The organism is Streptomyces sp. NBC_01537, from assembly GCF_045040445.1.
Lineage (GTDB): Bacteria > Actinomycetota > Actinomycetes > Streptomycetales > Streptomycetaceae > Actinacidiphila.
Genome location: NZ_CP109392.1, coordinates 7,794,491 through 7,807,626, shown reverse-complemented (window position 1 = coordinate 7,807,626; position 13,136 = coordinate 7,794,491). Strand labels below are relative to the sequence as shown.

The 13,136-nt window shown below is 71.1% G+C and carries 11 protein-coding genes; 1 reads left to right on the top strand and 10 read right to left on the bottom strand.

All coding sequences use genetic code 11. The annotated features are described in order from the left end of the window. The 10 genes from OG607_RS35885 to OG607_RS35840 form a co-directional block, all read right to left on the bottom strand. Positions 1-894 carry a PmoA family protein gene (locus OG607_RS35885; RefSeq protein WP_405732563.1) on the bottom strand — a complete coding sequence of 298 codons (894 nt, stop codon included), beginning with the start codon at positions 892-894 and terminating at the stop codon, positions 1-3. Then, on the bottom strand, positions 891-2,063 hold the full coding sequence (locus OG607_RS35880; RefSeq protein WP_405732560.1) for a Gfo/Idh/MocA family protein: 1,173 nt from the start codon (positions 2,061-2,063) through the stop codon (positions 891-893). Before OG607_RS35880 ends, OG607_RS35885 begins: the two co-directional genes overlap by 4 nt. 5 nt (positions 2,064-2,068) lie before the next feature. After that, positions 2,069-3,316 (bottom strand): polysaccharide lyase family 1 protein, encoded by a 1,248-nt coding sequence (locus tag OG607_RS35875; RefSeq protein WP_405732558.1) that lies wholly within the window; start codon positions 3,314-3,316, stop codon positions 2,069-2,071. A gap of 263 nt (positions 3,317-3,579) precedes the next feature. Continuing rightward, a complete protein-coding gene (locus OG607_RS35870; RefSeq protein ID WP_405732555.1) occupies positions 3,580-4,488 on the bottom strand; it encodes a carbohydrate ABC transporter permease in 909 nt (302 codons plus the stop codon). Beyond that, positions 4,485-5,390 (bottom strand): carbohydrate ABC transporter permease, encoded by a 906-nt coding sequence (locus OG607_RS35865; RefSeq protein ID WP_405737259.1) that lies wholly within the window; start codon positions 5,388-5,390, stop codon positions 4,485-4,487. The genes OG607_RS35870 and OG607_RS35865 overlap by 4 nt, the downstream gene beginning before the upstream one ends. Before the next feature lie 78 nt (positions 5,391-5,468). Continuing rightward, positions 5,469-7,187, bottom strand: a complete 1,719-nt coding sequence (gene araD, locus OG607_RS35860) for an L-arabinonate dehydratase (protein WP_405732553.1) — start codon at positions 7,185-7,187, stop codon at positions 5,469-5,471. 57 nt (positions 7,188-7,244) lie between these two features. Continuing rightward, positions 7,245-8,162 carry a dihydrodipicolinate synthase family protein gene (locus tag OG607_RS35855; RefSeq protein WP_405732551.1) on the bottom strand — a complete coding sequence of 306 codons (918 nt, stop codon included), beginning with the start codon at positions 8,160-8,162 and terminating at the stop codon, positions 7,245-7,247. A gap of 84 nt (positions 8,163-8,246) precedes the next feature. Continuing rightward, complete coding sequence (locus tag OG607_RS35850) at positions 8,247-8,936, bottom strand: GntR family transcriptional regulator (protein WP_405732548.1); 690 nt, start codon at positions 8,934-8,936, stop codon at positions 8,247-8,249. A gap of 1,046 nt (positions 8,937-9,982) precedes the next feature. After that, positions 9,983-11,140, bottom strand: coding sequence for a hypothetical protein (locus OG607_RS35845; protein WP_405732545.1), 1,158 nt, complete (start codon positions 11,138-11,140; stop codon positions 9,983-9,985). 11 nt (positions 11,141-11,151) lie between these two features. Next, the gene (locus tag OG607_RS35840) at positions 11,152-12,108 is read right to left on the bottom strand and encodes a 5-dehydro-4-deoxyglucarate dehydratase (RefSeq protein ID WP_405732543.1); all 957 of its coding nucleotides are present in this window, start codon (positions 12,106-12,108) and stop codon (positions 11,152-11,154) included. 191 nt (positions 12,109-12,299) lie between these two features. Here OG607_RS35840 and OG607_RS35835 point away from each other — a divergent pair, with 191 nt between their 5' ends. Next, on the top strand, positions 12,300-13,118 hold the full coding sequence (locus tag OG607_RS35835; protein WP_405732540.1) for an NAD-dependent epimerase/dehydratase family protein: 819 nt from the start codon (positions 12,300-12,302) through the stop codon (positions 13,116-13,118). Positions 13,119-13,136 lie beyond the last annotated feature (18 nt).

Here is a 13,136-nt window from a genome sequence, read left to right as displayed (position 1 = left end):
TCACACGCCCCCTTCGGTGAGCCGGTGGACCAGGCTCGCGGCCTCGTCCCGGCCGAGCCGGCCGTCGGCGACGGCCGTGGCGATCCGGCGGGTCACCGTCTCCCCCTGGCCGATCGGCAGCCGGTGCGCCCAGGCGAGCGAGGAGCCCACCCCCGCGTACTCGGCGGTGCGTACGAACCAGGGGTCGGCCCGCGTGTCGCCCGTCGCCCCCGCGAAGACCAGCGTCCATCCGGCACCGCTCAGCGCCAGCCAGTCGGCCGTCCTTCCGTGCACGCCGTCCTCGCCATCCGCGTCGGCCGTGAAGACCCGGGCCTGCCCGGCCGCGGCGGGCGTCCGCCAGAAGAAGCCCCCGTAACCGGCGCCCGGCCGCCCGTTGGTGGCGGGGCTGCCGATGGACAGCTCGCGTCCCGAGGCGTTGGTGATCGCGGAGGTGAAGTCCAGTGCCCAGCAGTCGTCGGCGAACAGCCGGACGGCGACCGTGCGGCGCTCGCGCAGCAGTTCCCGGCCGTCCGCGCGCCAGGACAGCTCCTCCACGAAACCGTCCGGGTCGCGCAGCAGCCAGCCCCGGTGGGTCTGTACGCCGTGGTTGTCCAGCTCGGTGGGGCCCTGGCCGGGTACGTAGGTGCGCCCGCCCCAGAAGTTGCGGCCGTCGACGTCCGGCACGGCCATGCTCACCCCGAGGTGGTGACCGTGGTCGTCCGGCATGAACGCGGTGACGGGTGTGCCGCCGAGGGTGGTGAGCGGGTGCAGATACGGCCGCGGGGACAGCCGGTCGGGCAGCTCGGGCCGGTAGGTGTAGCGGCCCACGGTGCGGCCGGCGCAGCGCAGGGAGACGGTGGTGTCGCGTTCCGCGGGGAAGGTGCGAGCGGTATGGGCCGTGCCGGGGGACGTCATCGGGCCCTCACCCCCGCCGGGGTGGCGGCCCACGGGGCGCCGAGCTCCGAGAAGAGGCTGAGCGTCTCGGCGCTGGCCGCGACCATACCGTCGATCCCCCGGACCACCCGCCGCCCGGACCTCTCACCGGCGACGGTGTGCCAGGCGGAGCCCTCCGGCAACGGCACCGGATCCGGTGCGGTCCGTACTGCCTCCACGACCTTCATGAACGCACCGGTCGTGTCCGGCGGGACCAGCAGCCGGTCGCCGTCCCGCACATGTGCGACGAGGTTCTCCAGCAGGTCGGTGCGCCGGTACGTCCTCTCCTCCGGGCCGTGTTCGGCGCGCTGCAGCAGCACCAGGTCCTGCTTGTACCAGAAGGTGACGCGTCCCTTGTCGCCGTGCACGATGACGTATGGCTCCGCGGACTGCTCGGCGCAGAGCGTCGCCGCCACGGTGATCGTGGTGCCGCGCGCGGTGCGCAGCCGTACGGCGGAGGTGTCGTCGGACTCGATGGCGTTCGCCCGGAACAGCTCCAGTTCGATGCTGTCGATGTCGTCGGCGCGGTCGCTGCCGTCGAGGTGCAGTGCGGTGGCGACGGCGTGGGCGAGCGGGTTGGTCAGCACCCCGTCGACCACGTCGGTGCCGTTCAGCGTCCGGTGCCCGGACCAGGCGGCACGGGTGAAGTAGTGCTCCTCGCGTACCCAGTTGCCGGCGGCGCTGATGCCGCGTACGGCGCCCACGGCACCGTCGGCGATCAGCTCGCGGATGCCGGCGACGGCGTGCGATCCGAGCGACTGGAAGCCGATCTGGCAGGCTCGCCCACTGGCCGCGATGCCGGTGACGAGGCGTTCGTACTCGGCGTAGGAAGGCGCGGGCGGCTTCTCCAGCAGGACGTGGGCGCCGTGTGCGGCGGCGGTCAGCGCGAGGTCGGTGTGGGTGTGGATGGGGGTGCAGACGATCGCGATCGCGGCACCCGTGCGGGCGGTCAGCTCACCGAGGTCGGTGCTTTGTTCGGGCCTGCCGAGGCCGGCCAGCTCCCGCCCGGTGAGGGGAGCGGTGTCGCAGACTCCCACCAGCCGGACGAGCCCGGCCCCGGTGAGCCTGCGCAGATTCTCCAGGTGCCACCGGCCGTGGCCGTGGGCCCCGGCGAGGACGACCGGGGTGGGCAGGGGACGTATGGGGGTCATGTGCATCACGCCTTCCCCGCGCCCGCGTGGGCGGCGATGTCGGCGGCGGCCTGTCGGGCACCGGTCACCGTGGTGTGCAGGGTGGGAGTCCAGCCGACGTCGCCGGTCAGATCGGTCTCGCTGCCGGAGTTGTAGGAGTTGTTGATCGCCAGCAGGTCGACCGGGTAGCCGTTGAATTCGGTGCCGGTCTGGTGGAGCGCGGTGCCGTTCCAGCTCTTGACGAGGTCGGCTGCCTCGACGTCACCGGGGGTGGTGAAGGAGTTGTTCTCGGCGTATACCGCCGACTCGGTGCCGATGCCCCACGAGTAGCGGTACTCGGTTCCGGCCGGGACGGTGTACGCGTTGTTGTAGAGGTGCACCTGTCCGAAGCGGACGCGCGGGGCGCGCTGCACGGTGCCGGTGAAGGCGTTGTGGTGCAGGGTGACGCGCAGCCTGCCGCGGTCGCCGGTCGCGCTGTCGCTGTTGCCGATCAGGATCGCCTTGTCGTGGTCGGCGAAGCGGCTCCAGGAGACGGTGACCAGGTCCGAGCCGGTGGTGATGTCGAGCAGCCCGTCGTGGCGCAGGTAGTTGCGGCCGAACCAGGTGGGCTCGGCGGCGTCCGGGTGGCCCTTGTCGCTCGCGGTGATGTGGTCGATCCAGACGTGGGTGGCGCCGGTGAGCCAGATGTTGTCGTAGGAGGTCTTCCAGTCGCCCAGGCCGCCGGTGTTGGGCTGCCAGTACGGGAAGCAGTCGTAGGCGTCGCGCAGTTCGAGGTTGCGGATGATGACGTTGTCCGCGTTCTTCACCTGGAGGCTGCCGCCCTTCAGGACGGCCCGGCCGGTGCCGACGATCGTGGTGTTGGACCCGACCTTGAGCTCGACCCGTTCGGCCTGTTTCGCCGCCGAGGCCAGCCGCGCCTCCTCCTGTGCGCCGCTGGGCTTCCCGGCCCAGGTGAGGGGGTCGTACGCGGCCAGGTAGGCGTCGGTGGCGTAGCCGTCGGTGGCGTAGTCCGCGCAGCTCAGCGGCTTGCCGGCGGGATCGCTGTTGGCGTCGATCGTCCCGTGTACGTAGATGATCTTCGGCGTCGCGCTGCCTCCGTCCAGCGCGGCGGCCAGCTGGGATCTGGTACGTACGGTGAAGACATGGGCCGCGTCGGCCGCCGCCCCGCCGGTGGTCCCGGCGTCCGCTGCGGCCCAGCCGTCGTTCGGGCCCAGCGTCTCGCGCCCGAGGTCGCGGCCGGCATCGGCGGACTGCGCGAGTGCCTGTGCGGGCATTAGGGCCTGTCCGGCCGATCTTGGTCGGACAGGCCGCGGCGTCTGGTGTGGTGCATCGCAAGGCGCCGGAGCGCCCTCAGGGTGGTTTCCTGTGGGCGTTTCGGCAACGCAGCGAGGCACCGCGCCAGGCGTCGCGGACCCGGCCAAGATCGGCCGGACAGGCCCTAACGCCGCCAGCAGTGCGGCAGCCGCCAGAACGGTTCTGCCACAACGCTGTGGAAGAACATCGCGGATCATGCGGACCTCCTTGTCCGACAAGGGCGTCAGCCCTTCACCGCACCAGCGCTGAAGCCGGTGACCAGCCATTTCTGGATGAACGCGAAGACGATGACGACCGGCACGGCGGCGACGACGCCGCCCGCCGCCAGGGTGCCCAGGTCGACGCTCTCGCCGGAGCCGATGGTGTAGCTGAGGCCGACGGGGATCGTGTACTTCTCCTGGGTGCTCAGGAACATCAGGGAGAAGAGGAAGTGGTTCCAGCTGTGCACGAAGGCGAAGGAGCCGACCGCGATCAGCCCGGGACGCAGCAACGGCAGCACCACCGCGCAGAAGGCGCGGAAGCGGCCGCAGCCGTCGACCCAGGCGGCCTCCTCCAGCGAGACGGGGACGTTCTTGATGAAGCCGCTGATCAGGATGATGGACAGCGGGAGCTGGAACACGGTCTCGGCGATGATCACGCTCCAGAGGGAGTCGATCAGCCGCAGGTTGGCGAAGATCTGGAAGAGCGGGACGAGCATCAGCGCACCCGGGATGAACTGCGAGCACAGCAGGGCGAGCATGAAGAGCTGCTTGGCGCGGAAGTTGAAGCGCGCGAGCGCGTAGCCGCCGAGCAGCGCGATGACGGTCGTCATGAACAGCGTCGCCACGCCTATGAGCAGGCTGTTCTTGAAGAAGATCGCGAAGCCGAGGTCGTTCCAGACCTTGGAGAAGTGCTTGGTGGTGGCCGGCCAGGGCACGAGCGAGGTCGAGCCGGACGGGCGCAGGGCGAAGAGCAGCATCCAGTAGAAGGGGATGAGCGTGAAGAGCAGATACAGGCCGAGCGGGACGTAGATCTGCCAGCGCGGGTTGCCCGCGTCCAGGGCGCGGCGGCGCTTGCGGCCGCCGGGCGGGACGGCGTCCTCCAGGCGGTGCCGGCTGGGTCGTTCGATCGCCGTGGCGGTCGTGGCGGTCATGTGCGGTCGCCCCCGAACTTGCTGAGACGCAGATAGATGATCGAGCAGAACAGGAGGATCACGAAGGCGACGGTGGTCAGCGCGGAGGCGTAGCCGAAGTCATGGCCCTTGATGCCGGTGTCGGCGACATACAGCGGCAGCGTGGTGGTCTGCCCGGCCGGTCCGCCGCCGGTGAGGGTGTAGAGGAGGTCGACGTTGTTGAACTCCCAGACGGCGCGCAGCAGCGTGGACAGCACGATGGCGTCCTTCAGGTGCGGCAGCGTGATGTGGAAGAACCGGCGCCAGCGGTTCGCGCCGTCCACCGAGGCCGCTTCGTACAGCTCGCCGGGGATGGACTGCAGGTCGGCGAGGATGAGGATCGCGAAGAAGGGGACTCCGCGCCACAGTTCGGCCAGGACCGCCGCCGGGAAGACGGTGTCGGGGCTGGAGAGCACGGAGGTGCCGTACTCCCCGATGCCGGCGTCCGCGAGGTAGCGGCTGAAGCCGGTGGCCGGGTTGTAGAGCAGCATCCAGATGGTGGTGGTCAGCACGCCCGAGACGGCCCAGGGCGAGAAGACCATGGCGCGGGCGAGGCCGCGGCCGACGAAGGTCTGGTTGACCAGCAGGGCCAGCACCAGGCCGAGGGCGAACTGCAGGCTGACCTCGGCGACGACCCATTTGAGGCTGAAGAGCAGGCTGGACCAGAAGAGCGAGTCGTCGGTGAAGATGGTGGTGAAGTTGTCGAGGCCGGCGAAGCCGTTCCGCCAGGGCTTGGTGACGTTGTAGTTCTGCAGGCTGTAGTAGAGGACGCTGAGCATCGGGTAGGCGATGAAGCCCAGCATCAGCAGTGCGGCGGGGGCGATCAGGAGGTACGGAATGCGCCGGGCCGCCGCCTTGCGTCGTTTTGCCACGGCTATGGCCATGACCATGACCAGTACTCCTTTGTACGGGTGCCAGTGGTACCAAGCGAGAAAGCGCTTGCTCAGTGATCAGGAAGAAACTCAGCCCGCGTAGGGCTCGGGCACTTCGCCCTGCCTGGCCAGGAAACGGAAGTCGCAGCCGGTGTCGGCCTGCGTGATCTGCTCCTGGTACAGCGCGCCGTATCCGCGCCCGTAACGGGGCGGCGGGGCCTGCCAGTCGGCCCGGCGGCGCTCGATCTCGGCGTCGTCGACCTCCAGGCGCAGGGTGCGCGCCTCGACGTCGAGGGTGATCAGGTCCCCGTCGCGCACGAGGGCGAGCGGGCCGCCCACGTACGACTCGGGGGCGATGTGCAGCACGCAGGCGCCGTAACTCGTGCCGCTCATCCGAGCGTCGGAGATCCGCACCATGTCCCGCACACCCCGCTTGAGCAGGTGGTCCGGGATCGGCAGCATCCCGTACTCCGGCATGCCGGGGCCGCCGAGCGGCCCGGCGTTGCGCAGCACCAGCACGCTGTCCTCGGTGATGCCGAGCTCCGGGTCGTTGATGGTGCGCTGCATCGTGCGGTAGTCGTCGAAGACGACCGCTGGGCCGGTGTGCTTGAGCAGATGCCGCTCGGCCGCGATGTGCTTGATGACGGCCCCGTCCGGGCACAGGTTGCCGCGCAGGACGGCCACGCCGCCCTCCTCCGCGAGCGGGTTGCCAGGGGTGCGGATCACGTCGTCGTTGTGCACGAGCGCGCCCGCGATCTGCTCGCGCAGGGTGTCGTGGGCGACGGTGGGCCGGTCCAGGTGCAGCCGGTCCTTCAGACGCGAGAGGAATCCGGGGAGTCCGCCCGCGAAGTGGAAGTCCTCCATCAGGTACCGGCCGCCGGGCCGGAGGTTGGCCAGCACCGGCACCGTACGCGCGATGCGGTCGAAGTCGTCCAGGGTGAGCTTCACCCCGGAGCGCCCGGCCATCGCGATCAGGTGGATCACGGCATTCGTCGAACCGCCCAGAGCGAGGACGGTCGCCACCGCGTCCTCGTACGCCTCATGGGTCAGGATCCGCGACAACTTCAGGTCCTGCCACACGAGTTCGACGATCCGCAGCCCGGACGCCGCCGCCATCCGGTCATGTCCCGAGTCCACGGCCGGGATGGACGAGGCCCCGGGCACGGTGACGCCCAGCACCTCGGCGGCGGCGGTCAGGGTCGACGCCGTACCCATGGTCATGCAGTGCCCGGGGGATCTGGCCAGCCCGCTCTCCAGCTCGCCCATCTCGCAGTCCCCGATGAGCCCGGCGCGCTTGTCGTCCCAGTACTTCCACATGTCGGTGCCCGAGCCGAGGGTCACGTTGCGCCAGTGCCCCGGCAGCATCGGCCCGGCCGGCACGAAGACCGTGGGCAGGTCGACGCTGGCGGCGCCCATGAGCAGCGCGGGCGTCGACTTGTCGCAGCCGCCCATGAGCACGGCGCCGTCCACGGGGTAGGAGCGCAGCAGTTCCTCGGTCTCCATGGCCAGGAGGTTGCGGTAGAGCATGGGCGTCGGCTTCTGGTAAGTCTCCGACAGCGTCGACACCGGGAATTCCAGCGGGAATCCGCCCGCCTGCCACACCCCGCGCTTCACCGCCTGCGCACGCTCTCTGAGGTGCACATGACATGGATTGATGTCGCTCCACGTGTTCAGGATCGCGATAACCGGCTTGCCGAGGTGCTCCTCGGGCAGATACCCCAGCTGCCGGGTCCGGGCCCGGTGACTGAACGACCGCAGGCCGTCGGTCCCGTACCACTGGTGGCTGCGGAGCTCTTGCGGTTGCTTCATGGCGTTTGACAGGCCTTCCGTATCGTCCCGTGATCGGCGGCTTGCGTCTTGTCGGTCCTATGACAGATCCCACCCGGTGAGCAGGGCGGCCACCCGCTCACGCTGGGCCTCGTCCAGCAGCCGGCTGGGCGGCCGTACGTCGCGGCGGCACAGCCCCTGCACCGCCAGCGCCTCCTTCACCACCGACACGTTGTTCGCCGACTGCCGCTCAGCCCGCAGATCCTCGAACTCCCGGATCTGCTCCCACACCTTCATCGCGGCCGCGTAGTCCCCGTCCCGCAGCGCCCGCAGCATCTCCAGGGACACCCTCGGCGCCACATTCACCAGCCCCGACGTGAACCCCGTGGCCCCCATCGCCCAGTACGACGGCGCGTACAGCTCCGCCAGCCCCGCCACCCACGTGAACCGGTCCAGCCCGGCATCCCGCGCCACCGCCGCGAAACGGGCCGCGTCCGGCACCGCGTACTTCACTCCGATGACGTTCGGGCACAGCTCCCCCAGCCGCCCGATCACCTCCCCGCCGAGCAGCGCGTTGCGGATGTACGGCACCACCCCCAGCTCCGGCACCGCCTCCGCGATCGCCCGGTGGTAGTCCACCCACCCGTCCGGCGACACGTAGGGGTGGATGGGCTGATGCACCATCACCATCTGCGCCCCCGCCTCCCCCGCATGCCGCGCCGCCGCGATCGCCGTCGGCACGTCATGCCCGACGCCGACGATCACCTGCGTGTCCGCCTCCGGCGTCCGCGCGGTCTCCGCCATCGTCAGCTCGACGACCAGTCGCCGCTCGGCCGGGTCCAGCGCGTAGAACTCCCCCGTGTTCCCGTTCGGCGTGACCGTCCGCACCCCACTGTCGAGCAGCCTGCGCAGCAGCGCGCGATAGGCGGTCCGCTCCACGGCGCCCCCGGCGTCAAACGGAGTCACCGGGATCGCCACGACATCGGCGAGCGCCGACGACTGCTCTGCGAATGACATGCGGTCTGCCTTCCTGTGGTTGGTACAACAGAGGTGGGGTGCGGGCGCGCGCAGGACCGTCCCCTCACTGCACGCGCCCGCAGCTCATGGGGTGTGATCGCCCTCTTGGGGCTCCTCGGGCTCTCCGGGCTCTTCGGGGAACGCCCGGGCCACGAAGCTCGCGATGTGGTCGTGCAGCAACCCCGCCGCCCCCTCCGCGTCCCCGTCCAGCGCTCGCGCCAGGATCTCCCGGTGCTCGCGCGCCTCCTGCTCCCAGGACGGCGTCGCCTGCCACACCACCGCCGACACCAGCGCCGCCTGGTCCCGTACGTCATCGAGCATCCGCGCCAGCAACGGATTCCCGCACGGGACATACAGCGCCCGGTGGAAGTCCCTGTTCGCCAGCGACCTGTCCGCCCGGTCCGCGGCCGCGTCCGCCCTCGTCAGCGCCTCCCGCGCCGCCACGAGCGAGGCCCGCTGGCTCACCGTCCGCCGCAGCGCCTCCGGCTCCAGCAGCAGCCTCACGTCGTACACCTGCCGCGCCATCTCCGCGTCCACAGTGCGCACCGTCACGCCCTTGTACTGGCTCATCACCACCAGCCCGGTCCCGGCCAGCGTCTTCAAAGCCTCCCGCACCGGCGTCTTCGACACCCCGAACTGCGCCGCCAGTTCCGTCTCCACGAGGGCTTGGCCGGGCTTCAACTGGCCGGTGAGTATGCCGTGCTTGATCGTCTCCAGCACGTACTGGGTGCGGGAGGGAATCGGCGTCGGCACGGTGCCGGCCAGGAGGTCCATGGCAGCTGCTCTCAGATCTCGCGTATCTCGCGTATGGCGTCTCATATATGACGTACGAAGTACGACGGGACGAAGTTAGGACCCTGGGCGGGGTTCGTCAATGGCCCCAACAAACTTTGTTCGGCCCGCCGTTGTGGTGCGGGCTGCCATGGCTGGCGGTTCCGTCCTCAAGCACCGCGCGGCTGCGCCGGTGCGGTTTGGGTGCCGCCTGTTGGGGTTGCTGGTTCCGTCCTCAAGCGCCGCGCGGCTGCGCCGGTGCGGTTTGGGTGCCGCCCGCCATGGTTGCTGGTTCCGTCCTCAAGCGCCGCGCGGCTGCGCCGGTGCGGTTTGGGTGCCGCCCGCCATGGTTGCTGGTTCCGTCCTCAAGCGCCGCGCGGCTGCGCGGGCGGTGCCGCCTGCGCCGGTGTGGTTGCGGTGCCGCCCGCCATGGTTGCTGGTTCCGTCCTCAAGCGCCGGACGGGCCGCGCGGGCGGTGCCGCCTGCGCCGGTGTGGTTGCGGTGCCGCCCGCCATGGTTGCTGGTTCCGTCCTCAAGCGCCGGACGGGCTGGGTTGGCCGGTGTGCGCCTGCTGTTGTCGTGGGGTCGGGGCCGCCTGCCGGGACTGCGTCCTCAGCGCTCGCGACTCGGGTCGGCCTTGTTCGTGCCCGGGATCCTCGCTCGTCGCTTCCGGGCGCATCCCTCCACCGTCCCCTTCGGCCGGTTGGCGGCCACCGGCCGGTGGGGGTACGGGTCCTCAAGCCCGGACGGGCTGAAGCAAACGTCTCCGGCCGGGCGGGGGCGGTGGAGGGGTTCTCCCGCAGGCGACGAGCGAGGATCCCGGGCAAGGATTTGAAGGTGCCAGAGTCGCGAGCGCCGAGGAGAGAAGCCCCGGCAGGCGCCCCCGACCCCACGGCCACCCCAGCCCGTCCGGCGTTTGAGGACGGAACCAGCAACCCCGACCGGGGGCACCGAAACCGCACCGGCGCAGGCGGCACCGCCCGCGCGGCCCGTCCGGCGATTGAGGACGGAACCGTCGGCCATGGCAAGCGGCACCGAATCAGCCGGGCCTACGCGATAGCGCCCCGTACCGCCGAAAGGTCCGCGTCCGACGCGAGCCCCGCGTGGTAGAGCCGCAGCTCCGTCGCCCCGAGCTCGGCGGCCCGCAGGGCATCCGCGGCGAGCGTACGGGGGCTGCCGCCCATGCCGGCGACGACGGGGAAGTTGGCGGCGAGGACGGTGCCAGGGCGGGTGTGCGGGGCGAAGGCGTCCAAGCCGAGGCCACCCGGGAGGACGACGCCGTCGGCGTGAGCGAGGACGTGGCGGGGGTCGACGCCGGGGTTGGCACCGGCGCGGTGGGGGGCGGGGTCGGCGTGGAGGAGGACCTGGAAGCCGGGCGGAGCCTCGTCGCGGACGGCGCGGATGACGTCGCGCTGGAACGTACGGGCGACCTCGGTGCGCCAGGCGAGGGTGCGGGCGGCGAGCTCGGCGCCGAGCAGTTTCTCGATGTCCGCCCACTCGTCGTCGCCGTCCAGCCACTGCCCAGCCCAGACCGGGGCCAGGGCGGCCCGGACGGCGTCGCGTAACTCATGGGCGCCGAGGCCGAGTCCGGCGTAGCCGCCGGCGCAGGCCGGGCAGAAGCAGAGCGACATCAGGTACTGGGCGGCGGGGCCCAGCGGGACGCCGCCGACCTTGTCGTGGGCGTGGAGGTGGGCGAAGCCGTACCAGCCGCAGGACTCCAGCTCCGTGCCGTCGGCGCCGGGGCGGACGGCGGCCTCGGCGGCGAGGGTGACCGCGTAGTCGCGGACCTCGGGCTGGGCGATGCAGGGGGCCCAGGGGTAGCGGTCGCCGTAGGCATTGGCGACGGACGTACGCGGATGCTCCTCCCCCAGGCGGGAGTTGTGGGCCAGCACGACCCAGGAGTGGACCGACAGCCCGGCGGCGCGCAGCGCGTCGGCCGCCTCGGCGTACGGGTCGGCGGAGGAGACCCAGTCCTGGGAGTAGGGCCGCAGGGCGCGGCCGGACCAGCGGTGCGGCGAGGGCGGGTAGAGGACGGCGGCGTGGCGGGCGGTGACGACACGGTGGCGCGGGTGACGCGGGGTGAGGGCGCGGGTGGAGTGGTAGGCGGAGGCCAGGGTGACCTGCTGGACGCCCAGGCCGGCTATGCGGCGGGCCGCGTCGGGGTCGCCGATGACGTCCCAGGGGTAGACGAAGGCGGAGACTTTCAACTCGGCTCCTGTCAGCTGTGACCGTCGCTTACCAACGCGCGCCCCCGCTCGATGAGTTCCGCGAGTTCCTTGACGTGGGCGGGCAGCGGCTCCGACAGCGGCGGCCGCACTTCGCCGACCTCCAGGCCGCGCAGCCGTACGCCCGCCTTGACCAGGGAGACCGCGTAGCCGCGCCCCTGCTGCCGTAGTTCGACGAGCGGCCGGTAGAAGCCGTCGAGCAGCCGGTTGACGGTGCCGGTGTCGCCGGCCTCCAGCGCGGCGTGAAAGGCCAGCGCGATGTCGGGGGCGAAGCAGAAGACGGCGGAGGAGTACAGCGTGACGCCGATGCCGCGATAGGCGGGGCCGGTGAGCTCGGCGGTGGGCAGCCCGTTGAAGAAGAGAAAGCCCTGACCCTGGCTCTGGCCCCGGTCCGGCGCAGCGCAGCGCACCGCACTGAGGATGCGCTGCATGAGGTCGAGGTCGCCGACGCCGTCCTTGAGGCCGATGATGTTGGGGATCCGGGCCAGCTCGACGACCGTGTCCGGGGTGAAGACAGCGTTGTCGCGCTGGTAGACGATGACATCGAGCCCCGTGCCGGCGGCGAGCGCCGCGTAGTGCCGCAGCAGCCCCGCCTGGTCGGCCAGGACGAGGTACGGCGGCATCGCGAGCAGCCCGTCCGCGCCCGCGTCCTCCGCGATGCGGGCGTACCGCAGGGCGAGCGCGGTCCCGTATCCGGCGCCGGCGACCACCGGGACGCGGCCTGCGGCCTCGGTGACCGCCGCTTGGACGCAGAGCCCGAACTCCTCGGGGGTGAGCGCGTGGAACTCGCCCGTGCCGCAGCAGGCGAAGACGGCCGCCGCACCCGCGTCGATGCCCTGGCGTACGTGTGCGCGGAAGGCGTCCAGGTCCAGGGAGCCGTCCGGTCCGAAGGCCGTCACGGGGAAGAAGAGCAGGCCGTCGAGGCGGGCGGCGAGCGGGGCGGAGGACATCGGATTCTCCTGGGATTCTGTACGCTCTTCTGATCGGTGTCCATATGTGTGAACGCGTTTACGCTAAGCCAGCGCGACGCGACGGGTCAAGCGATGCCATCAGCCTTGACCCGCTCAGTAAGCGCTCTCTAGCCTGACCACGCCTGTGACGCCTGTGAATGCCTGCGAACGCGACCCGAGGAGCCCCCGCCATGCCCGCACCCGCGCCCGCTCCCCGCACCATCCTGCTCACCGGCGCCGCCGGGAAGGTGGGCACCCTGATGCGGGAACTCCTCCCGGCGTACGGCTACGAGTTGCGCCTCCTGGACGCCAGACCGGTCCCGGACGCCCCGGACGCGATCACCGCCGATCTCGCCGACCGCGCGGCGCTCCGCGAGGCCGTCCGGGGGGTCGACGCGGTCGTCCACCTCGCCGGCATCTCCGGGGAGTCCTCCTTCGACCGGATCCTGCGCGCCAACATCGAGGGCACGTACAACCTCTACGACGCCGCGCGCGAGGAAGGCGTACGCCGCATCGTCTTCGCCTCCAGCAACCACGCCGTCGGCTTCACCCCCCTCCCGGACACCGACGGCCTGATCCCGGTCGGCGTCCCGCACCGGCCCGACACCTTCTACGGCCTGTCCAAGTGCTTCGGAGAGGATCTCGCCCAGCTCTACTGGGACAGGCTCGGCCTGGAGACCGTCTCCGTCCGCATCGGCTCCTGCTACCCCGAGCCGACCACCGTGCGCATGCTGTCGATCTGGCTGAGCCCCGCCGACTGCGCCCGGCTGCTGCACGCCGCCCTCAGCGCCGAGAACGTCGGGCACACCGTCTGCTACGGCAGTTCGGCCAACACCCGCCTGCAGTGGGACCTGTCCACGGCTCGCGCCCTGGGCTACGAGCCGCAGGACGACGCCGAGCCGTATGCGGAGAAACTCATCGCCGAGCAGGGCGAGCTGGACCCCGCCAACCCCGAACACACCGTCCTGGGAGGCCACTTCGCCACCCGCCCGGCGGACTGGCCGAACTGAGCGGCATGAGATCGTCGG